This window comes from Pseudomonas sp. C 49-2 (assembly GCF_003970195.1).
Lineage (GTDB): Bacteria > Pseudomonadota > Gammaproteobacteria > Pseudomonadales > Pseudomonadaceae > Aquipseudomonas > Aquipseudomonas canadensis.
Map to the genome: position 1 here is coordinate 13,119 of NZ_RXYG01000015.1, position 20,156 is coordinate 33,274.

Consider the following 20,156-nt stretch of genomic DNA (forward strand, 5'->3'; position numbering starts at 1 on the left):
TCTCCATTGGATGATGTTGCGGTGTTCACTTGCCTAATAAGTGGCTCATGGCGGTCTTGAGCTTCATCGGCCTTACCGGCTTGTGCATCAACGTATGCCCCAACTCGCGAATCTGCAGCTTCAACTCGTTGCTGTAGTTGGCCGTGATCATCAACGCCGGCACCGCACGGCCTCGTCGAGCGTTGATCCGCGCCACCGCGTCCACGCCGTTCTGGTCGTCGTCGAGGTGATAATCGGCAATCAACAGGTCTGCCTCTGCATGGTAGTTGTCCACCTGCCGGGCCAGGTCCTGTTCCGACAGCGCGGTGATCACCCGGCAACCCCAGCCTTCGAGCAAGGTGCGCATGCCGGCGCAGATCGCCGCGTCGTTATCCAGCACCCACACCCGCGCGCCTTGCAGGCGTTCGAGCATCGGCTCGCTCATGCACGGGGCCGGCAATGACTTGGGTGCAGTGGCGCTCAACGGCACCTCGACCGAAAACATCGAGCCCTTGCCTGGCCAGGATTTGACGCTGATACGGTGGCCGAGGATGCCGGCGATCTTTTCCACGATGGCCAGGCCCAGGCCCAACCCGCGATCCTGGTCAGGGCGCTGCACATCGCCGCGCTTGAACTCCTGGAAAATTTCCTCCAGGCGGTCTTCGGTAATGCCCATGCCGCTGTCCCACACCTGGATCGACAGGCGCTGATGCTGGCGCCTGCACCCCAACACCACGCGACCTTTGTAGGTGTAGCGAAGGGCATTGCTCAGCAGATTGCGCAGGATCCGCGCCAGCAACTGGATATCGCTGCGCACCAGCGCCGAGCACCCGACAAAGTGCAGTTCGAGCCCTTCGGCACGGGCCAGTTCGGTGTACTCGGCAGCCAGGTTTTCCAGCAGTTCACTCAGGGCAAACGGCGCGATATCCGCCTTGATCACCCCAGCATCCAGCTTGGAAATATCGACCAACGTACCCAGCAGGTTTTCCACGTCTTCCAGGGAGTTGCTCACATTGCGCACCAGGGTTTCGCTGGGGCGCTCCAGCAAGGCACTGGTGAACAACCGCGCCGCGTTCAGTGGTTGCAGCAGGTCATGGCTGACGGCGGCAAGGAATTTGGTCTTGGACAGGTTGGCCTGCTCGGCCTCCAGCTTGGCTTCGCGCAACCTTGTTTCCATGCGGCGGCGTTCGTCGATTTCCTTCAATAACTGGTCATTGAGCGAGGTGAGTTCCGACGTGCGCTGCGCCACGCGCTGCTCCAGGTGCTGATAGGCCTGGTGCAAGGCCTCGGCGGTGCGGCGGCGTTCGGTGATGTCGCGGATCAACACGAAGATCCCTACCACCTCGCCACTGGCCAACAGGTTCGGCACATAGGAGCGCAGCATGTAGCGCTCCTGGTTGTTGATGTTGGTTTCGGCAAATTCGAAGGTCACGCTCTCCCCCGCCAACGCGCGGGCGACGTAGGCGTCCAGGCGCTGGCAATGTTGCTCACTGTGCACTTCGCGCAGGCTCTGGCCGAGCATCATGCCGCGCGGCCAGCAGTACCATTCCTCATAGACTTTATTGGTGAATTCGTAGACCAGATCAGCATTCAAGTAGCCGATCAGCGCCGGCACGTTGTCGGTGATCAGGCGGATCCAGCGTTCGCTTTCCTGGGCCTTCTGCGCGGCGGCCTGCTCGCCGCGCAGGGTTTCGGCGCGTAGCCGGGCATTGATCAGCAGGTGGTTGCTGGCCTTGAGTTCGGCCATTGCCTGGTTCAGCGCGTCGGTGCGCTCGCGCACTTGCTCGGCCAGCACCACCGAATGCTGGAAGGTGGTGTAGGGGTTGTTGCCCTGGGTCATGCCGGACTCGATGCGCTCGATCAGCGCCGCGTTGATCCGCGCCAGCTTGTGGTTGTCCTGTTGCAGCCGGGCCAGTTGAGCGGACAGGTCAGCGCCGGCCTCGGGCAATGGCGACCCCGGTGAAGGTCTGGTTGATGTGCATGCCATTGAACTGTTCTCCGTAGGTGTTGAAGCCCATCACCCGCTGGTCGCGCAAATACCCGCCGATCTGTTCCAGGTTGCCGGTGTCTTCCAGTTCCAGGCGGCGCAGGAAGCAATCGCAGCCGATGGTCAGCAACAGGTCGCCAAGGCGCGCTTGCAGGCCGTCGAACAGGGTTTCCAGATTGGGCAGGATCGGGCCAGGCTTCATGACGGTGAGCACGATGCCGTTTTCCACCGCGCAGTAGAAACTCAGGCTGAGGTCGGCGTGTACTTGCTGGATCGAGCGCACGTAGTACTGATCGTGAATGCGCACCGCCAGCGGGTGGGCGGCGAAGACGCGATGGTCGAGGTCGGCCACTGCCACGCCGATATGCCGTGCGTACTCTTCGGCAGCGGGCTCGGCGTTGAGTTCGAAGACGCGGCGCGACGGGCTGTCGGCGCCGGTGACCACCAGCTTTTCCGTGCGCGGCAGGATGTGGTGCGTGGTGAACACCTCGAAATCCAACCAGGTATTGACCAGCATCACCACCGCCGCGCCACTGTGGAATACACCGTTGAAATACACGTGGGTGTGGGTGAGGAAGTTGTCGTCACCGGCCGAGCCGCCGAAGTGCGGGATATCCCCGAGGGCCGCACTGAGCGCGGCCAATACCATTTCTTCGCGGCTGGACAGGCCGTCAAGCAAGGTCAGGGCAAACGTGTTGCCCTTGATCGGCGCCAGGGTATTGCTACGGCAACCGCCCACCAGTCGCTCGACCATGTCCTGGGCGTTGATCAGGTTGAAATGCTCCACCTGGTCGATGAGTTCGGTGGCGATGGAAAAGTGCGCATGGTTGAAGCCGACTGCCGTGATGCAGTTGCGACCGTAGCCTTGGGGGGTGATCTCACCGGCGCTGGTGCAGCCGACCACTCGCACATTGCCGAAGCACTGTTGCAAGGCCTGGCCCAGGACCTGTAGATCGTAGGACGCCGAGCAGAAAAACAGCACGAAACCCAGGTACGGATGCAGCAGTTGCCGCGCCAGTTCCTCGGCGGCCTGCCCGGCATCCGTGGCCTGGGACATGGCGCTGACTACGCCTTCACTGTTGTGCATCGTTGACTCCCCCTCTGAAGCATCAGTGTACGAAGGGCCTGGGAATGGACCTATGCTACTTGGGTACTGGGTGGGGGATTCAATGGGATGAATTGCCACTGCCTCTGCAGGGGCCGGCTTGCGCCAATCCGGCACCTGCAAAGTGAGGGGGACCAGGTGAGGACTGCCGGCAAATTCGATTTAGTCCAGGTCCGGCACTTAGGACGTAAGACCGGCCTTGACCAACATGCCAACGGCCACCAGTACACACAGGCTGGCAAACCCCATCTGCAAGGTGCGCGCAGGAATCACCGAACACAGGCGTCGACCGGCCAGCATGCCGACGATGCTCGCACCGATAAACACCCAGCCCACCGATTCGATGCGTACACCGGCATGGAACGCGCCGGCCACACCGACCAAGGAGAGCAGGCTGATCACCATCAAGGAGGTGGCGACGATGCCGCGCATCTGCACATCGGTGAGTTGCTTGAACGCCGGCACGATCAGGAAGCCACCGCCCACACCGAGCAGGCCGGATACCGCACCGGTCACCGCGCCGAGGGCGGCCAGGGTCGCGCTGCATTTGGCGGTCCAGGCGAAGCGCCCGGTCTGCTGATCGAGCATGCAGTTCTTCTGGCCCCAGGACGCCGTGCCATGGCCACTCGGCCCGTCCTCACGTTTTTCACGCTGCAACATGCGCCAGGCCACCAACACCATCAAGCCACTGAACAGCCCCATCAGCAACGCTTCCGGCAGTTGATGGGCGAGAAACACCCCCACCGGCGAGAACAACGCACCGAGCAAGGCGATCAACAACGCAGCGCGGTAACGCACCAGGCCATGCCGCAAACCATCGACCGCTCCCACCGCCGCCGCCGCACCAACCGCAAGCAACGACACCGGCGCGGCCTGGGTCATGCTCAAGCCCAAACCAAGCACCAGCGCCGGCACCCCAAGGATGCCGCCGCCCGCGCCGGTCAGGCCCATGACCAGGCCCATCAATAACCCCAACACACTCGCCAGCAGCATTCAGTCCACCTTGCTCAGTCGGGTCAGCCACTCGCGGCCCTTGAGCATGCCATTCCAGTAGAACCACGGCAGCAAGGTGGCCTTGAGGAACCACATCGAACGCCGCGCCTGGGTCGGGTCCAGGGGAAAGGTCGGCAGCAGCTTGCCGCCGTAGCCGAACTCTGCCAACACCACCTTGCCCTTCTCCACCGTCAATGGGCAGGAACCATAGCCATCGTATTTGAGCGGCAGCGGCGCCTGTTTGCGCAGGGCCAGCAGGTTTTCGGCGACCACCACGATCTGCTTGCGCACCGCCGCCGCGGTCTTGGCGTTGGTGGTGCCGCACACATCACCCAAGCCGAAGATGTGTGGGTAACGCAGGTGTTGCAGGCTGTGCGGGTTCACTTCGCACCAGCCGGCGGCGTCGGACAGCGGGCTTTGGCGGATGAAGTCCGGAGAAACCTGCGGTGGGACCACGTGCAGCAGGTCGAAGGATTTTTCTTCAACGCGGGCATTGCCTTCGGCGTCCTTCACTTCGAACCAGGCCTTACGCGCTGGGCCGTCGACTTTCACCAGGTTGGCGTTGAACGCCAGGCGGGCGTTGTACTTCTCCACGTATTTCATCAACGGCGGCACGAAGGTCGCCACGCCGAACAGCGCGGCACCGGCCAGGTTGAATTCGACGTCAATGTTTTTCAGCGCGCCCTGCTTGAGCCAGTGATCGCAGGACAAATACATGGCTTTTTGCGGCGCGCCTGCGCATTTGATCGGCATGGCTGGCTGGGTGAAGATCGCCTTGCCGCCCTTGAGTTGCTGCACCAGTTGCCAGGTGTAAGCGGCGTGCTGGTAGTTGTAGTTGGACGTGACGCCATGCTTGCCGAGGGTGTCTTGCAGGCCTTCGATCTTCTCCCAGGCCAGGCGCAGGCCGGGGCAGACGATCAGGTTTTGCCAGCTGACACGCTGGCCGCTGTCGAGGATCAGGGTCTGCTCGTCGGGCAGTACTTCGGTGACGGCGGCTTGCACCCAGGTAACGCCGTTGGGCAATACATCAGCCAGCGGGCGGCGGGTCTTTTTCAGGTCATAGGCGCCGCCACCCACCAGGGTCCAGGCGGGCTGGTAGCAATGATGGTCGCTCGGTTCGATCAGGATGATATTCAGGTGCGGGTCGCGCTTGAGCAGGCTGGCCAGCAGGCCAATGCCCGCCGAGCCGCCGCCGATGACTACGATGTCGCCACTGATGGTTGGGCCCCAGTGTTGGTCGGTCATGGTCTATCGCCTTTGTCATACATGCACACAAGGGTCGCTGCCGGATGGCGTCACGCCCAGCTTTTTATGACCGCGCCGCAGTACAAGCCGGACAGGGTCTTCATTACTTGAATAACTTCGTGGCTGGCCAACCCGTAGAAGATGTATTTACCTTCCCGACGGGTGGCGACCAACCCTTCGTCACGCAGGATGCCCAACTGTTGAGACAGCGTGGGCTGGCGCACGCCGGTCAGGGCTTCCAGTTCGCCGACATTGCGCTCGCCCTGGGTCAACTGGCACAGGATCAACAAACGATCCTCATTGGCCAGGGCCTTGAGCAAGGAGCAGGCCTTGGACGCCGATGCGCGCAACTGGGCGACTTCGCCCTCACTCAGAGTAGATTCCATTTGCCTCGGGTCCTTTTTGTCACTTAAGCTCAAAACATTATGTGAAAACGTAAACTGATTGTAACTACTTTTTTCTTCATCCGGGACAACCGCCATGCCAGCGCTGATCCAAGCCTTTCTGGACGAGGCATCGTCGACCTACACCTACGTGATTTATGAAACCGATGGCGGCCCCTGTGCCATCGTCGATTCGGTGCTCAACTACGACCCGGCCTCGGGGCGCACCGACACCGCCCAGGCCGACAAGGTCATCCGCTTTGTGCGCGAGCATGGGCTGCAGGTGCAATGGCTGCTGGAAACCCACGCCCACGCTGATCACTTGTCTGCCGCGCCATACCTGCGCCGCGCGCTGGGTGGCAAGATCGCCATCGGGCAGTCGATCAGCAAAGTGCAGGGGGTGTTCAAGAACCTGTTCAACCTGGAGCCGGAATTTCGCGTGGATGGCTCGCAGTTCGATCACCTGTTTGCGCCGGATGAGGTGTTTCACATCGGCACGATCAAGGCCCAGGCCCTGCATGTGCCAGGGCATACCCCGGCGGACATGGCCTACCTGATCGACGACCGACTGATCCTGGTGGGTGACACGCTGTTCATGCCGGATGTCGGAACGGCGCGCTGTGATTTCCCTGGCGGCGATGCGCGGCAGTTGTATGCGTCGATGCGCAAGTTGCTGGGCTTTCCCCTGGAAACCGAGTTGTACGTCTGCCACGACTACCCGCCTGAAGGCCGTGAGGCAAAGTGCCGGACCACGGTGGCTGAGCAGCGTGCGGGGAATATCCATGTGCATGATGGCGTGGATGAAGCCGCGTTTGTCGAGATGCGCACCACGCGTGACGCAGGGCTGGGGATGCCGACGCTGTTGCTGCCGGCGATCCAGGTGAATGTGCGGGCGGGGAATATGCCGCCGGCGGAGGACAATGGTGTGGTGTACCTGAAGATTCCGGTCAACCACCTCTAACCCAGGTTGATGCCGTTGGCCGGTAGCGGCAACGCGGTTTTGTAGCGCACCTGCTTGAGGGCGAAGCTGGAGCGGATGTTGGCGACGCCCGGCACCTTGGTTAAAAAGTCCATCATGAAACGCTCCAGCGACTGGATTGTCGGCACCAGCACCCGGATCAGATAGTCCGGGTCGCCGGCCATCAGGTAACACTCCATCACTTCTGGCCGGTCCGAGATCGCGCCTTCGAACTGCTGCAACGCCAACTCATTCTGCTTTTCCAGGCTGACGTGGATGAACACATTGACGTGCAGCCCCAATAGATCGGCGTCGAGCAGCGTGACTTGGTCACGGATCAAGCCCAACTCCTCCATCGCCTTCACCCGGTTGAAACACGGCGTGGGCGACAGGTTCACCGAGCGGGCCAGGTCGGCGTTGGTGATGCGGGCGTTCTCCTGCAGGGCGTTGAGAATGCCAATATCGGTACGGTCCAGTTTGCGCATGAGACAAAATCACCTGTTTATTATGCTTATGCAGTTTTTTTATCCGCAAATGATCCCGAGCGCAATGAAACACAGATAAATATTCTTCTACGCCCCGCCTATGATTGTTGTAGGACAAGATTTCTCCTATCCGGAGACTGACTGTCAGCTAGCGCGCCCACTACAAGAAATTCACAAGATAGAGCGTAGAAAGCCATGACCCAGCAGTATGAACCACTGCGCCTGCACGTCCCTGAACCCTCGGGACGCCCAGGCTGCAAGACCGACTTCACGTACCTGCGCCTGACCGACGCAGGTCTAGTGCGCAAACCCGCCATCGACGTAGAACCCGCCGACACCGCCGACCTGGCCAAGGGCCTGATCCGCGTGCTCGACGACCAGGGCCAGGCCTTGGGGCCATGGGCCGAAGGTGTTCCCGTCGAGATCATGCGCCGCGGCATGCGCGCCATGCTCAAGACGCGGATCTTCGACAACCGCATGGTGGTCGCCCAACGTCAGAAAAAAATGTCGTTCTACATGCAAAGTCTCGGCGAAGAAGCCATCGGCAGTGCCCAGGCCCTGGCCTTGAACATCGACGACATGTGCTTCCCCACCTACCGCCAGCAAAGCATCCTGATGGCCCGCGAGGTGCCACTGGTGGACCTGATCTGCCAACTGCTGTCCAACGAGCGTGATCCGCTCAAAGGCCGTCAGTTGCCCATCATGTACTCGGTCAAGGACGCCGGCTTCTTCACCATTTCCGGCAACCTCGCCACCCAATTCGTACAAGGCGTGGGCTGGGGCATGGCCTCGGCGATCAAGGGCGACACCAAGATTGCATCCGCCTGGATCGGCGACGGTGCCACCGCCGAATCGGACTTCCACACCGCCCTCACCTTCGCCCACGTGTACCGTGCGCCGGTGATCCTCAACGTGGTCAACAACCAATGGGCCATCTCCACCTTCCAGGCCATTGCCGGGGGTGAAGCCACCACGTTCGCCGGACGCGGCGTCGGTTGTGGCATCGCTTCCCTGCGGGTGGACGGCAACGATTTCATCGCGGTGTACGCCGCCTCCGCCTGGGCCGCCGAGCGTGCGCGCCGCAACCTTGGTCCTACGCTGATCGAGTGGGTCACGTACCGCGCCGGCCCGCACTCCACTTCTGATGATCCGTCGAAATATCGCCCAGCCGACGACTGGAGCCACTTCCCCCTGGGCGACCCGATTGCCCGCCTCAAGCAGCACCTGATCAAGATTGGCCAGTGGTCCGAAGAGGAACACGCGGCGGTCAGTGCAGAACTTGAAGCCGAAGTGGTCAAGGCACAGAAAGAAGCCGAACAGTACGGCACCCTCGCCGGCGGCCAGATTCCAAGCGCCGCGACCATGTTCGAAGACGTCTACAAAGAGATGCCGGAGCATTTGAAGCGCCAGCGTCAAGAGTTGGGGATCTGACATGAACGATCACAACAACAGTATTGAAGTGGAAACCGCCATGACCACCACCACCACCATGACCATGATCCAGGCCCTGCGCTCGGCCATGGATGTGATGCTCGAACGAGACGACAACGTGGTGGTGTTTGGCCAGGACGTCGGTTATTTCGGCGGCGTGTTCCGCTGCACCGAAGGTTTGCAGACCAAATACGGCAGCTCGCGGGTATTTGATGCACCGATCTCCGAGAGCGGCATTATCGGCGTGGCCGTGGGCATGGGCGCCTATGGCCTGCGCCCGGTGGCCGAGATTCAGTTCGCCGACTACGTCTACCCCGCCACCGACCAGATCATCTCCGAAGCGGCGCGCCTGCGTTATCGCTCGGCCGGCCAGTTCACCGCGCCACTGACCATGCGCATGCCGTGCGGCGGTGGCATCTATGGCGGCCAGACTCACAGCCAGAGTATCGAAGCGGTGTTCACCCAGGTTTGCGGGTTGCGCACGGTGATGCCGTCGAACCCCTATGACGCCAAGGGCCTGCTGATCGCCTCCATCGAGAACGATGACCCGGTGATCTTCCTTGAGCCAAAACGCCTGTACAACGGCCCATTCGATGGCCATCACGACCGCCCGGTAACCCCGTGGTCGAAACACCCGCAAGCCCAGGTGCCGGACGGTTACTACACCGTGCCGCTGGACGTGGCCGCCATCGTGCGTCCGGGCTCGGCCGTTACCGTGCTGACCTATGGCACCACCGTGTATGTGTCGCAAGTTGCCGCCGAAGAAACCGGCATCGACGCCGAGGTCATCGACCTGCGCAGCCTGTGGCCGCTGGACCTGGAAACCATCGTCAAATCCGTGAAGAAGACCGGCCGTTGCGTGGTGGTGCATGAAGCCACCCGCACCTGCGGCTTTGGTGCCGAGCTGGTGTCACTGGTGCAAGAACACTGCTTCCACCACCTGGAAGCGCCGATCGAACGCGTCACCGGTTGGGACACCCCCTACCCGCACGCGCAAGAGTGGGCGTATTTCCCAGGGCCGTCCCGAGTGGGCGCGGCGTTGAAACGGGTCATGGAGGTCTGAATGGGCACGCACGTTATCAAGATGCCGGATATTGGCGAAGGCATCGCGGAAGTTGAACTGTCGGTGTGGCATGTAAAGGTCGGCGACATGGTCGTGGAAGACCAGGTGCTGGCGGATGTAATGACCGACAAGGCGATGGTGGACATTCCCTCGCCCGTGCACGGCAAGGTGATTTCCCTCGGCGGCGAGCCGGGTGAAGTCATGGCCGTGGGCAGTATTCTGATCAGCATTGAAGTGGAAGGTGCCGGCAACGCCAAGGAAGCGCCCGCCGTGAAGGAAACGCCGAAGGCCACCCCTGTGGTTGAGGCCAAGCCTGCGCCGGTGGTGGTTGAAAGCAAACCTGCACCGGTTATCGCAGCCCAGGCGCCTGTGGCACGTGAAGCCGACGATCGCCCGCTGGCCTCCCCGGCCGTGCGCAAACACGCATTGGACGCCGGGATTCAACTGCGTCTGGTCCAGGGCACTGGCCCGGCGGGCCGGATTCTGCACGAAGATTTAGAGGCTTTCTTGCTCCAGGGTCCGACGCAGAATAAAAGCGCTGCCAACCCTTACGCCGAACGCCACACCGAAGAACAGATCCCGGTGATCGGCATGCGCCGCAAGATCGCCCAGCGCATGCAGGACGCCACCCGGCGCGCCGCACATTTCAGTTATGTGGAAGAGATCGACGTCACCGCCCTCGACGAGCTGCGCGTGCACCTCAACGAGAAACACGGCGCCACACGCGGCAAGCTGACCCTGCTGCCGTTCATCGTGCGCGCCATGGTGGTGGCACTGCGTGACTTCCCGCAGATCAACGCGCGTTACGACGACGAGGCCCAGGTCATCACCCGTCTCGGCGCCGTGCACGTGGGCGTCGCCACCCAGAGCGATGTTGGCTTGATGGTGCCGGTGGTGCGTCACGCCGAAGCCCGCAGCCTGTGGGGCAATGCCGAAGAAATCGCACGTTTGGCCACGGCTGCGCGCAATGGCAAGGCCAGCCGTGACGAGCTCTCGGGCTCGACTATCACCCTGACCAGCCTGGGTGCCTTGGGCGGCATCGTCAGCACACCGGTGCTGAACCTGCCGGAAGTGGCGATTGTTGGCGTCAACCGCATCGTGGAACGGCCGATGGTGATCAAGGGCCAGATCGTGGTGCGCAAGATGATGAACCTCTCCAGTTCCTTCGATCACCGCGTGGTCGATGGCATGGACGCGGCGCAATTCATCCAGGCCATTCGCGGCCTGCTCGAACAACCCGCCAGCCTGTTCCTGGAGTAAGGCATGACACAGACATTGAATACCACGCTGCTGATCATCGGCGGCGGCCCTGGCGGTTATGTGGCAGCGATCCGTGCCGGGCAACTGGGCATTCCGACCATCCTGGTGGAAGGCCAGGCGCTGGGCGGCACCTGCCTGAATATCGGCTGCATCCCATCCAAGGCCTTGATCCACGTGGCCGAGCAGTTCCAGCAAACCATCCACCACAGCCAGGGTTCGCAACTGGGCATCGAAGTGGATGTGCCGACCCTGGATATCCGCAAAAGCGTGGAATGGAAAGACGGCATTGTTGACCGCCTGACCACCGGCGTCGCCGCCTTGCTGAAGAAACACAAAGTGCAGGTGATCCACGGCTGGGCCAAGGTGGTGGACGGCAAGACCGTCGACGTCGGCGACCGGCGCATCCAGTGCGAACACTTGCTGCTGGCCACCGGCTCGAAAAGCGTCAACCTGCCGATGCTGCCGATTGGCGGGCCGATCATTTCGTCCACCGAAGCCCTTGCGCCGAAAAGCGTGCCCAAGCGCCTGATCGTGGTCGGTGGCGGTTACATCGGCCTGGAACTGGGCATCGCTTACCGCAAGCTCGGCGCCGACGTGAGTGTGGTCGAAGCACAGGATCGCATCCTGCCCGCCTATGACGCTGAGCTAACGCAGCCGGTGAACGAATCCCTCAAGCAACTGGGCGTGAAGCTGTACCTCAAGCACAGCGTCACGGGTTTTGCCGATGGCAGCCTGCAAGTACGCGACCCGAATGGCGACACCCTGTCGCTGGCAACCGATCAGGTGCTGGTTGCCGTTGGTCGCAAACCCAACACCCAGGGTTGGAACCTTGAGGCGCTGAACCTGGAGATGAACGGCGCGGCGATCAAGATCGACAGCCGCTGCCAGACCAGCATGCGCAACGTGTATGCCATCGGCGATCTGAGCGGCGAGCCGATGCTCGCGCACCGAGCGATGGCCCAGGGTGAAATGGTCGCCGAACTGATCAGCGGTCAATCCCGCGAATTCAACCCGGCCGCGATCCCGGCGGTGTGCTTTACCGACCCGGAACTGGTGGTGGTCGGCAAGACCCCGGACGACGCCAAGGCCGCCGGATTGGATTGCATCGTGTCGAGCTTCCCGTTCGCGGCCAATGGCCGGGCGATGACCCTGGAGTCCAAAACCGGCTTCGTGCGGGTAGTGGCGCGGCGTGACAACCACCTGATCGTCGGCTGGCAAGCCGTGGGGGTTGGTGTCTCGGAACTGTCCACCGCCTTCGGCCTGAGCCTGGAGATGGGTTCGCGCCTGGAAGACGTGGCGGGCACTATCCACGCCCATCCAACCTTGGGCGAAGCCGTACAGGAAGCCGCATTAAGAGCGTTGGGGCACGCGCTGCACCTGTAAAACCGAGGTGAGGCCATCGCGGGCAAGCCCGGCTCCCACAGTGGAATGCATTGCAAATGTGGGAGCTGGCTCGCCTGCGATAGCGGCGGATCAGCCAATACAGAGGCTGAATGGTCCGCCCACCCGCTCCCACACCGGCCAAGAATGAAGTATTGTTGCGCCCATCCAGAAAAAAACCGACAAGCCTGCCTTCGACCAGGCGGTTGAACAGAGATAGAGGGTGTCATGGGTAACGAAAGCATCAATTGGGACAAGCTGGGTTTTGACTACATCAAGACCGACAAGCGGTTTCTCCAGGTCTGGAAAAACGGCGAATGGCAAGAAGGCACCCTGACCGACGACAACGTGCTGCACATCAGCGAGGGCTCCACCGCCCTGCACTACGGCCAGCAATGCTTTGAAGGCCTCAAGGCCTATCGCTGCAAGGACGGTTCGATCAACCTGTTCCGCCCGGACCAGAACGCCGCCCGCATGCAGCGCAGCTGCGCCCGCCTGCTGATGCCGCATGTGCCGACCGACGTGTTCATCGACGCCTGCAAACAAGTGGTCAAGGCCAACGAGCACTTCATCCCGCCGTACGGCAGCGGCGGCGCGCTGTACCTGCGCCCGTTCGTGATCGGCACCGGTGACAACATCGGCGTACGTACCGCGCCGGAGTTCATCTTCTCCGTGTTCTGCATCCCGGTCGGCGCCTACTTCAAAGGCGGCCTGGTGCCGCACAACTTCCAGATTTCCACCTTCGACCGCGCCGCGCCACAAGGCACCGGTGCCGCCAAGGTCGGTGGCAACTACGCCGCCAGCCTGATGCCAGGTTCCGAAGCGAAGAAATCCGGTTTTGCCGATGCGATCTACCTGGACCCGATGACCCATTCGAAAATCGAAGAAGTCGGCTCGGCCAACTTCTTCGGGATCACCCACGACAACCAGTTCATTACGCCGAAGTCGCCTTCGGTGCTGCCAGGCATCACCCGCCTGTCGCTGATCGAACTGGCCAAGACCCGCCTGGGCCTGGACGTGATCGAGGGCGAAGTGTTCATCGACAAGCTGGACCAGTTCAAGGAAGCCGGCGCCTGCGGTACGGCTGCGGTGATCTCGCCAATCGGCGGCATCCAGTACAACGGCAAGTTGCACGTGTTCCACAGCGAGACCGAAGTCGGCCCGATCACCCAAAAGCTCTACAAAGAGCTGACCGGTGTGCAGACCGGTGACGTTGAAGCGCCGGAAGGCTGGATCGTCAAGGTCTAACCCATAAACCCTGTAGGAGCCGGCTTGCCGGCTCCTACAGGTTTACGCGCCGTTCTTGGGGATGTTTTCGGCAATCTTCTTGCCCATGCTGATCCTCGGTTCCACTCCATACCCCAACGCCTCATAAAACCCCGCCACCGCGTCGTTGCCACTGGTGATCTGCAAGTTGATCTTCATGCAGCCCAGCGCCGTCAATGCCTGTTCCGCATGGCGCACCAGCGACGACCCCAGGCCATGCCGCCGATAGTCGGCGTGCACCGCCACCGAATACAGCCAGCCGCGATGTCCGTCGTAGCCGGCCAGAATCGTCCCGATCACGGTTTTTTTGTCCATCGCCACGAAAAACAGCCCGTCGTTGACCGCCAGCTTTTTATCAATCGCCAGCGTCGGCAGGTTATGCGCCGTGTCATAGCCAAATGCTTCCTGCCATAACGCCACCACCTGCGCCCGGTGTGGGCGGTCGCGGTACGGCCCGATAGGGTGGCGGGACAGCAGCGCTTTTTCCATCACCAGCGTACGCTCGTTGCCGTGGTAGACGTCGCGCACGGTATGGAACCCCAGCTTGGCGTAGAACGGCTCGGCCGTCAGCGAAGACGGTACGCTCAGCACCGTCACTCCGGCTTCGCGGGCGCGTAGCTCAATCTCGATCATCAACAGCCGACCAATGCCCTGCCCTTGCAGCGCCGGGTTGACGAACACCGAGCGCACCACATTGCCGTCGAGGGCCGCAGTGGCGACGATTACCCGTTCCTGAACCGCCACCAGCACCACGCGACGCTTGAGCAGTTCCAGCACCGCCTCCGGCGTGAAGTTAGCGGCAACCCGCGCGATCACATCCGCCGGATAGTCCCGCGCATTGCTGCTGTGCAGTGCCGCCAGAATGACCTGGCTGATCCCCTCGGCATCAGCGGTTTGGGCCGTACGAACAGCGGTAGACATGCATTCTCCTTCCTGGTTCGGGTTTCGCGACCGCCCCCATACTAATGTAGGAGCTGGCTTGCCAGCGATAGCGGTCTGTCAGACCCAGCGCTATCGCTGGCAAGCCGGCTCCTACAGATTGATCGCATTCCAACCCCTACAGCCGATTCGGCTGTGCCATTACCCTTTTCAGCTTTCCCGGCTGAGCCGCCCTCAGGTTTCAGCCGGGATTCATCCCGCACAAGCCACACAATATTCCCACAGCTCACCCCATGGACCCGTGCACCCATGCAAACCACCAATACTGTCTTGATGATTCGCCCGGCGCGCTTTGCCTTCAACCCGGACACCGCGATCAACAACCGCTTCCAACGCCGCCCCCTCGACCCGCTCAGTGCACAGCAGAAAGCGCTGGAAGAATTCGACGGCTATGTCGATACCCTGCGCCAGCACGGCGTGGAAGTACTGGTGGTGCAGGACACCCCGGCACCTCACACCCCCGACTCGATCTTCCCCAACAACTGGTGGAGCAGCCACGCCGACGGCAGCCTGGTGCTGTACCCGATGGAAGGCCAGAACCGACGACTGGAACGCAACAAAGGCGTGCTGCAAGTGTTGGAACAACGATTTACGGTCAAGGACACCATCGACCTCAGCCACCTCGAACAACAGAACATCTTCCTCGAAGGCACCGGCAGCATGGTGCTCGACCGCCAGCACCGCATCAGCTACGCCTGCCACTCCGGGCGCACCCATCACGACGCGCTGCGCCAGTTCGCCGAACGCCTCGACTACCAGCTCTGCGTGTTTCACGCCGTCGACCGCCATCACGCGCCGATCTACCACAGCAACGTGATGATGAGCGTCGGCCGCGACCTCTCGGTGGTGTGCCTGCAAGCCCTGCCCGACGCCAGCGAACGCCAGGCCCTGGAACGCTCCCTGCGCGACACCGGCAAAGACATCCTCGCCCTCGACTTCGACCAATTGGAAGCCTTCGCCGGCAACATGCTCGAAGTGCATGACCGCGACGGCCAGCCGCTGCTGGTGATGTCGGCCAGCGCCTGGGGCGCCCTGCAACCCGCCCAGCGCCAGCACGTGGAGCGCCATACGCGCCCGGTGGTGGTGAACATCGACAACATCGAACGCATCGGCGGCGGCAGTGCCCGCTGCATGCTGGCGGAAGTGCACCTGCCCGCCCGCGCCACCGTCCAATAACTCAAGGAGTCTTGCCATGACCCGCTATATCGACGTCAACGATCTCTGCTACCTGGTCTCGCAAAAAGGCCTGCAAACCTGCATCACCGAGATGGCCGAGTACATCCGTGCCGACTACCTGCGCTGGCAGGATTTCGAAAAATGCGCGCGCCTGGCCAACCACTCGCCGGACGGCGTGATCGAGCTGATGCCAGTCTCCGACGCGTCGTTGTACGCGTTCAAATACGTCAACGGTCATCCGAAAAACACCCTGGCCGGCATGCTCACCGTGATGGCCTTCGGCGCCTTGGGGGATGTAGACACTGGCCTGCCCGTGCTGCTGGCGGAAATGACCCTGACCACCGCAATTCGCACTGCCGCCACCTCGGCGCTGGTCGCCCGCTACCTGGCCCGCGACAACAGCCGCAGCATGGCGCTGATCGGCAACGGCTCGCAAAGCGAATTCCAGGCCCTGGCCTTCCACGCCATGCTCGGCATCAATGAGATCCGCCTGTTCGATATCGACGCCAAAGCCACCGCCAAGCTGGCGACCAACCTCAAGGCGTTCCCGGCGATCAAGGTGATCCTGGCCGCCAGCGTCGCCGAAGCGGTGAAAGGCGCCGACATCGTCACCACCGTCACGGCCGACAAGGCCTACGCCACCATCCTGACGGACGAGATGATCGAGCCCGGCATGCACCTCAACGCCGTCGGCGGCGACTGCCCCGGTAAGACTGAGCTGGACCGACGCATCGTCGAGCGCGCCCGAGTGATCGTCGAGTACGAACCGCAAAGCCGTATCGAAGGCGAAATCCAGCACATGCCGGAAGATTCGCCGGTCACCGAACTGTGGCAAGTGATCAACGGCCAGCAGCCCGGCCGCGAAAATGCGCGCCAGGTCACCCTGTTCGATTCGGTAGGTTTTGCCATCGAAGACTACTCGGCCCTGCGCTATGTGCTGGACGTGGCCAAGGCACTGGATGTAGGCAGCGACCTGGAGCTGGTGCCGGACCTGGCCGACCCGAAAGACCTGTTCGCACGCCTGGCCCAACAACCACGCGTACAGCAGAAAAAGCGCGCCTGAAAACGCTCTGGCCTGCCGCTTTGCGTCGAGGGCGGGCCAGATTCACCTTGGTGAAAAGCCGATTCAGCGGGTGCCTCAGCCGATTCCGCTGCATTGCCCGTTTTAACAGCGTAATTCGCGCTTTGTGGGAGGGGTAAACGACACAAAAAACGCACCACCATGAAGCATTCTCTCCCTCCAACAAAAACTATTTGTTTCAATTTAAAGACTGCCCTGACATCAATTACAAAATATAGGGACTCCACATGACTCCACTGCGATCACTCTTCGCCGCGTTGCTGTTGCCACTCTGCGCCACCGCCGCCCACGCTCAGGACTGGAAGGAAATTCGCTTCGGCGTATTCCCCGAGTATCCCCCCTTCGAATCCGTCGCCGCCGACGGCAGCCTGCAAGGCTTCGATATCGAGTTGGGCAACGCGATCTGTGCCAAGCTGGAAGTGAAATGCACCTGGGTGCACAACGAATTCGACGGCATGATCCCGGCCCTGCGCGCACGCAAGTTCGACGCAATCATGTCCTCCATGGCCGTGACCCCGGCCCGCGAAAAGATCATCGACTTCAGTGATCGTCTGTTCCTCAGCCCGACCTCCGTGATCACGCGCAAGAGCGCCGACTTCGGCGACACGCCGGAATCTCTGAAGGGCAAGCAAGTCGGCGTGCTGCAAGGCTCGCTGCAAGAAGCCTATGCCCGGGCGCACCTGGCCAAACTCGGCGCGCAGATCAAGGCGTATCAGTCCCAGGACCAGAACTACGCCGACCTGCAGAACGGCCGACTCGACGCGACCCTGACCGACAAGCTCGAAGCCCAGCTCAACTTCCTGTCCAAGCCCGAAGGCGCCGACTTCAAGACCGGCCCGGCCTTCAAGGACCCGACACTGCCCCTGGACATCGCCATGGGCCTGCGCAAGAACGATCAGGAGCTGCGCGCGCTGATCAACAAGGGCATCGCCGCCGTCCAGGCCGATGGCACCTACGCACAGATCCAGAAGAAGTACTTCGGCGACCAGGACATCTACAACGAGTGACGCCCTCACCTCCCTGTGGAAACTTGCTTGTGTGGGAGGGGGCTTGCCCCCGATTGCAGTGGGTCAGTCAACTGATTTGGCACTGATACACCTCTATCGGGGGCAAGCCCCCTCCCACAAAAGGCAGCGTTCACAGTCAATCTCTGTGCTCCATCGAGATCATTTCCATGAATGAATTCCTCAACTTGCAGGGCTACGGCCCGATGCTCGCCCAGGGTGCGTGGATGACGCTCAAACTGTCATTCCTCGCCTTGGCCCTCAGCCTTGCCCTGGGCCTGATTGCCGCCGGCGCCAAGCTTTCCAGCGCCAAATGGCTGCGCGTGCCGGCCACGCTCTACACCACCTTGATTCGCAGCGTGCCGGACCTGGTGCTGATCCTGCTGATCTTCTACAGCCTGCAACTGTGGCTCAACGACCTGAGCGAAGTGTTCGGCTGGGATTACTTCGAAATCGATCCGTTTACCGCCGGGGTGATTACCCTGGGGTTTATCTACGGCGCGTACTTTACCGAGAACTTCCGGGGCGCGATCCTCAGCGTGCCGGTGGGCCAACTGGAAGCGGCGACCGCTTATGGCCTGAGCCGCTGGCAGCGCTTTCACCTGGTGCTGTTCCCGCAACTGATGCGCTTTGCCCTGCCGGGCCTGGGCAATAACTGGCTAGTGCTGCTCAAGTCCACCGCGCTGGTGTCGATCATCGGCCTGTCGGACCTGGTCAAGGCCGCGCAGAACGCCGGCAAGACGACCAACGAGCCACTGTATTTCCTGATCCTCGCCGGCCTGGTGTACCTGGTGATCACCACCCTCTCCAACCGCATCTTCAAGCGCCTCGAACGGCGCTACAACCTCGGCATCAAAGGGATGGCGCGATGATCGAACTGTTCCAGCAATATGGCCTGGCCTATCTGTTCAGCGATGGCACAGGATTGTCCGGCGTAGCGATGACGTTGTGGTTGTTCATCATCTCTGTCGTGTTCGGTTTTTTCCTATCAATACCGTTGGCACTCGCGCGGGTTTCCGAGCACGTCTGGCTGCGCTGGCCGGTGGAGGTCTACACCTACCTGTTTCGCGGCACGCCGCTGTATATCCAACTGCTGATTTGCTACACCGGGCTGTACAGCCTGGAAGTGGTGCAGGACAACGCCCTGCTCAACCAGTTTTTCCGCAACGCGCTGAACTGCACGCTGCTGGCCTTTGTGCTCAACACCTGCGCCTACACCGTGGAAATCTTTGCCGGGGCGATCCGCAATATTCCCCATGGTGAAATCGAAGCGGCCCGCGCGTATGGCCTGCACGGCTGGCGTCTCAACCTGTTCGTGGTGGTGCCCGCCGCACTGCGCCGCGCATTGCCGGCCTACAGCAACGAAATGATCCTGATGCTGCACGCCACCTCCCTGGCGTTTACCGCCACCGTGGCTGACATCCTCAAGGTGGCCCGCGACGCCAATGCCGAGACGTTCCTGACGTTCCAGGCGTTCGGCATCGCTGCCCTGCTCTACATGCTGCTGTCCTTTGCACTGGTGGGCCTGTTCCGACTGGCCGAACGTCGCTGGATGCGTTTTCTTGTTCCTACCCGTGGCTAACCCATGAATCAGTCCGCGCAGGCCCTGGCCGCTTATCCCGTTGATGAACCTGTTGCCAAACCCGCCACCGCCGCCATCAAGCTACAAGTCGAAGGCATCCACAAACGCTACGGCGAACACGAAGTGCTCAAGGGGGTTTCCCTGAATGCGCGTCATGGCGACGTGATCAGCCTGATCGGCGCCAGCGGCTCCGGCAAAAGCACAATGCTGCGCTGCATCAATTTCCTCGAACAGCCGGACGCCGGGGTGATCACCCTGGACGGCATCAGCATCGAAATGCGCCAGGGCCGCGCCGGCACCCGTGCGCCGCATCAAGATCAATTGCAGAACCTGCGCACGCGCCTGGCCATGGTGTTCCAGCACTTCAACCTGTGGAGCCACATGACCGTGCTGGAAAACATCACCATGGCCCCGCGCCGGGTGTTGGGCGTGAGCGCCGCCGAAGCGGAAAAACGCGCACGGATGTATTTGGACAAGGTCGGCCTGCCGGGCCGCGTGGCGGATCAATACCCGGCGTTCCTCTCCGGTGGCCAACAACAGCGCGTGGCGATTGCCCGGGCGCTTGCGATGGAGCCGGAGATCATCCTGTTCGATGAGCCGACGTCCGCGCTGGACCCCGAACTTGTAGGAGAAGTCCTCAAAGTCATACAGACGTTGGCCGAGGAAGGCCGTACCATGCTGATGGTCACCCACGAAATGGGCTTTGCCCGCCAGGTGTCCAGCCAAGTGCTGTTCTTGCACCAGGGCCGGGTCGAGGAACACGGCGACGCCAGGATCCTCGACCACCCCAATAGCGAACGCTTGCAGCAATTTCTTTCCAACCGTTTGAAGTGAAACCC

General features: G+C 61.7%; 19 protein-coding genes. 12 read left to right on the forward strand and 7 right to left on the reverse strand.

Going from position 1 to position 20,156, the window contains the following annotated elements:
* Window positions 1–25 precede the first annotated feature (25 nt).
* The 5 genes from EJ576_RS24535 to EJ576_RS24555 form a co-directional block, all read right to left on the reverse strand.
* Window positions 26–1,966, reverse strand: coding sequence for a NahK/ErcS family hybrid sensor histidine kinase/response regulator (locus tag EJ576_RS24535; protein ID WP_126571344.1), 1,941 nt, complete (start codon window positions 1,964–1,966; stop codon window positions 26–28).
* Window positions 1,908–3,053 (reverse strand): nitric oxide-sensing protein NosP, encoded by a 1,146-nt coding sequence (nosP, locus tag EJ576_RS24540; RefSeq protein ID WP_122684006.1) that lies wholly within the window; start codon window positions 3,051–3,053, stop codon window positions 1,908–1,910. Before nosP ends, EJ576_RS24535 begins: the two co-directional genes overlap by 59 nt.
* Window positions 3,054–3,251: 198 nt before the next feature.
* Window positions 3,252–4,064, reverse strand: coding sequence for a sulfite exporter TauE/SafE family protein (locus EJ576_RS24545; protein WP_122684008.1), 813 nt, complete (start codon window positions 4,062–4,064; stop codon window positions 3,252–3,254).
* Window positions 4,065–5,309, reverse strand: coding sequence for an FAD/NAD(P)-binding oxidoreductase (locus tag EJ576_RS24550; protein WP_126571345.1), 1,245 nt, complete (start codon window positions 5,307–5,309; stop codon window positions 4,065–4,067). It abuts the gene before it with no gap.
* A gap of 50 nt (window positions 5,310–5,359) precedes the next feature.
* Window positions 5,360–5,695 carry a helix-turn-helix transcriptional regulator gene (locus EJ576_RS24555; RefSeq protein ID WP_005789341.1) on the reverse strand — a complete coding sequence of 112 codons (336 nt, stop codon included), beginning with the start codon at window positions 5,693–5,695 and terminating at the stop codon, window positions 5,360–5,362.
* Between the two features lie 94 nt (window positions 5,696–5,789).
* On the opposite strand from EJ576_RS24555, the gene EJ576_RS24560 reads away from it, so the two are divergent.
* Window positions 5,790–6,653: an MBL fold metallo-hydrolase gene (locus EJ576_RS24560; protein WP_126571346.1), complete on the forward strand. Its 864-nt coding sequence runs from the start codon at window positions 5,790–5,792 to the stop codon at window positions 6,651–6,653.
* Here EJ576_RS24560 and bkdR read toward each other — a convergent pair.
* Window positions 6,650–7,135 carry a Bkd operon transcriptional regulator BkdR gene (gene bkdR, locus EJ576_RS24565; protein ID WP_010209335.1) on the reverse strand — a complete coding sequence of 162 codons (486 nt, stop codon included), beginning with the start codon at window positions 7,133–7,135 and terminating at the stop codon, window positions 6,650–6,652. The two genes, EJ576_RS24560 and bkdR, sit on opposite strands and share 4 nt — an antisense overlap.
* A 195-nt stretch (window positions 7,136–7,330) precedes the next feature.
* Here bkdR and EJ576_RS24570 point away from each other — a divergent pair, with 195 nt between their 5' ends.
* The 5 genes from EJ576_RS24570 (at window position 7,331) to EJ576_RS24590 (ending at window position 13,517) form a co-directional block, all read left to right on the forward strand.
* Complete coding sequence (locus tag EJ576_RS24570) at window positions 7,331–8,566, forward strand: 3-methyl-2-oxobutanoate dehydrogenase (2-methylpropanoyl-transferring) subunit alpha (protein ID WP_028616979.1); 1,236 nt, start codon at window positions 7,331–7,333, stop codon at window positions 8,564–8,566.
* Window position 8,567: 1 nt separating this feature from the next.
* The gene (locus tag EJ576_RS24575; protein WP_093124311.1) at window positions 8,568–9,629 is read left to right on the forward strand and encodes an alpha-ketoacid dehydrogenase subunit beta; all 1,062 of its coding nucleotides are present in this window, start codon (window positions 8,568–8,570) and stop codon (window positions 9,627–9,629) included.
* The gene (locus EJ576_RS24580) at window positions 9,630–10,889 is read left to right on the forward strand and encodes a dihydrolipoamide acetyltransferase family protein (protein WP_126571347.1); all 1,260 of its coding nucleotides are present in this window, start codon (window positions 9,630–9,632) and stop codon (window positions 10,887–10,889) included.
* Between the two features lie 3 nt (window positions 10,890–10,892).
* On the forward strand, window positions 10,893–12,272 hold the full coding sequence (lpdA, locus tag EJ576_RS24585) for a dihydrolipoyl dehydrogenase (RefSeq protein ID WP_123476032.1): 1,380 nt from the start codon (window positions 10,893–10,895) through the stop codon (window positions 12,270–12,272).
* A gap of 225 nt (window positions 12,273–12,497) precedes the next feature.
* Entirely contained in the window at window positions 12,498–13,517 is a 1,020-nt protein-coding gene (locus EJ576_RS24590; RefSeq protein WP_028616982.1) for a branched-chain amino acid aminotransferase, read from the forward strand.
* Window positions 13,518–13,559: 42 nt separating this feature from the next.
* On the opposite strand, the gene EJ576_RS24595 is transcribed toward EJ576_RS24590, so the two are convergent.
* Complete coding sequence (locus EJ576_RS24595; protein ID WP_126571348.1) at window positions 13,560–14,456, reverse strand: GNAT family acetyltransferase; 897 nt, start codon at window positions 14,454–14,456, stop codon at window positions 13,560–13,562.
* A gap of 267 nt (window positions 14,457–14,723) precedes the next feature.
* Here EJ576_RS24595 and ctlX point away from each other — a divergent pair, with 267 nt between their 5' ends.
* From ctlX to EJ576_RS24625, 6 genes are all read left to right on the forward strand, one after another.
* Window positions 14,724–15,650, forward strand: a complete 927-nt coding sequence (gene ctlX, locus EJ576_RS24600; RefSeq protein ID WP_028616984.1) for a citrulline utilization hydrolase CtlX — start codon at window positions 14,724–14,726, stop codon at window positions 15,648–15,650.
* Between the two features lie 16 nt (window positions 15,651–15,666).
* Window positions 15,667–16,713, forward strand: coding sequence for an ornithine cyclodeaminase (locus tag EJ576_RS24605; protein WP_126571349.1), 1,047 nt, complete (start codon window positions 15,667–15,669; stop codon window positions 16,711–16,713).
* Window positions 16,714–16,958: 245 nt separating this feature from the next.
* Complete coding sequence (locus EJ576_RS24610; RefSeq protein WP_028616986.1) at window positions 16,959–17,738, forward strand: ABC transporter substrate-binding protein; 780 nt, start codon at window positions 16,959–16,961, stop codon at window positions 17,736–17,738.
* A 167-nt stretch (window positions 17,739–17,905) separates the two neighbouring features.
* A complete protein-coding gene (locus EJ576_RS24615; RefSeq protein WP_122729282.1) occupies window positions 17,906–18,607 on the forward strand; it encodes an ABC transporter permease in 702 nt (233 codons plus the stop codon).
* Entirely contained in the window at window positions 18,604–19,317 is a 714-nt protein-coding gene (locus EJ576_RS24620) for an ABC transporter permease (RefSeq protein ID WP_028616988.1), read from the forward strand. The genes EJ576_RS24615 and EJ576_RS24620 overlap by 4 nt, the downstream gene beginning before the upstream one ends.
* Window positions 19,318–19,320: 3 nt before the next feature.
* Window positions 19,321–20,151 (forward strand): ABC transporter ATP-binding protein, encoded by an 831-nt coding sequence (locus EJ576_RS24625; protein ID WP_016974876.1) that lies wholly within the window; start codon window positions 19,321–19,323, stop codon window positions 20,149–20,151.
* Window positions 20,152–20,156: the final 5 nt, after the last annotated feature.

Excerpts from the sequence above, each read along its gene's own strand:
- EJ576_RS24605 (WP_126571349.1), top strand. The coding sequence starts at position 15,667 with ATGACCCGCTATATCGACGTCAACGATCTCTGCTACCTGGTCTCGCAA.
- EJ576_RS24570 (WP_028616979.1), top strand. The coding sequence starts at position 7,331 with ATGACCCAGCAGTATGAACCACTGCGCCTGCACGTCCCTGAACCCTCG.
- EJ576_RS24595 (WP_126571348.1), bottom strand. The coding sequence starts at position 14,456 with ATGTCTACCGCTGTTCGTACGGCCCAAACCGCTGATGCCGAGGGGATC.
- EJ576_RS24580 (WP_126571347.1), top strand. The coding sequence starts at position 9,630 with ATGGGCACGCACGTTATCAAGATGCCGGATATTGGCGAAGGCATCGCG.
- EJ576_RS24590 (WP_028616982.1), top strand. The coding sequence starts at position 12,498 with ATGGGTAACGAAAGCATCAATTGGGACAAGCTGGGTTTTGACTACATC.
- EJ576_RS24625 (WP_016974876.1), top strand. The coding sequence starts at position 19,321 with ATGAATCAGTCCGCGCAGGCCCTGGCCGCTTATCCCGTTGATGAACCT.
- ctlX (WP_028616984.1), top strand. The coding sequence starts at position 14,724 with ATGCAAACCACCAATACTGTCTTGATGATTCGCCCGGCGCGCTTTGCC.
- EJ576_RS24615 (WP_122729282.1), top strand. The coding sequence starts at position 17,906 with ATGAATGAATTCCTCAACTTGCAGGGCTACGGCCCGATGCTCGCCCAG.
- EJ576_RS24550 (WP_126571345.1), bottom strand. The coding sequence starts at position 5,309 with ATGACCGACCAACACTGGGGCCCAACCATCAGTGGCGACATCGTAGTC.
- EJ576_RS24545 (WP_122684008.1), bottom strand. The coding sequence starts at position 4,064 with ATGCTGCTGGCGAGTGTGTTGGGGTTATTGATGGGCCTGGTCATGGGC.
- EJ576_RS24620 (WP_028616988.1), top strand. The coding sequence starts at position 18,604 with ATGATCGAACTGTTCCAGCAATATGGCCTGGCCTATCTGTTCAGCGAT.
- nosP (WP_122684006.1), bottom strand. The coding sequence starts at position 3,053 with ATGCACAACAGTGAAGGCGTAGTCAGCGCCATGTCCCAGGCCACGGAT.
- EJ576_RS24555 (WP_005789341.1), bottom strand. The coding sequence starts at position 5,695 with ATGGAATCTACTCTGAGTGAGGGCGAAGTCGCCCAGTTGCGCGCATCG.
- EJ576_RS24535 (WP_126571344.1), bottom strand. The coding sequence starts at position 1,966 with ATGGCATGCACATCAACCAGACCTTCACCGGGGTCGCCATTGCCCGAG.
- EJ576_RS24560 (WP_126571346.1), top strand. The coding sequence starts at position 5,790 with ATGCCAGCGCTGATCCAAGCCTTTCTGGACGAGGCATCGTCGACCTAC.
- lpdA (WP_123476032.1), top strand. The coding sequence starts at position 10,893 with ATGACACAGACATTGAATACCACGCTGCTGATCATCGGCGGCGGCCCT.
- EJ576_RS24575 (WP_093124311.1), top strand. The coding sequence starts at position 8,568 with ATGAACGATCACAACAACAGTATTGAAGTGGAAACCGCCATGACCACC.
- EJ576_RS24610 (WP_028616986.1), top strand. The coding sequence starts at position 16,959 with ATGACTCCACTGCGATCACTCTTCGCCGCGTTGCTGTTGCCACTCTGC.
- bkdR (WP_010209335.1), bottom strand. The coding sequence starts at position 7,135 with ATGCGCAAACTGGACCGTACCGATATTGGCATTCTCAACGCCCTGCAG.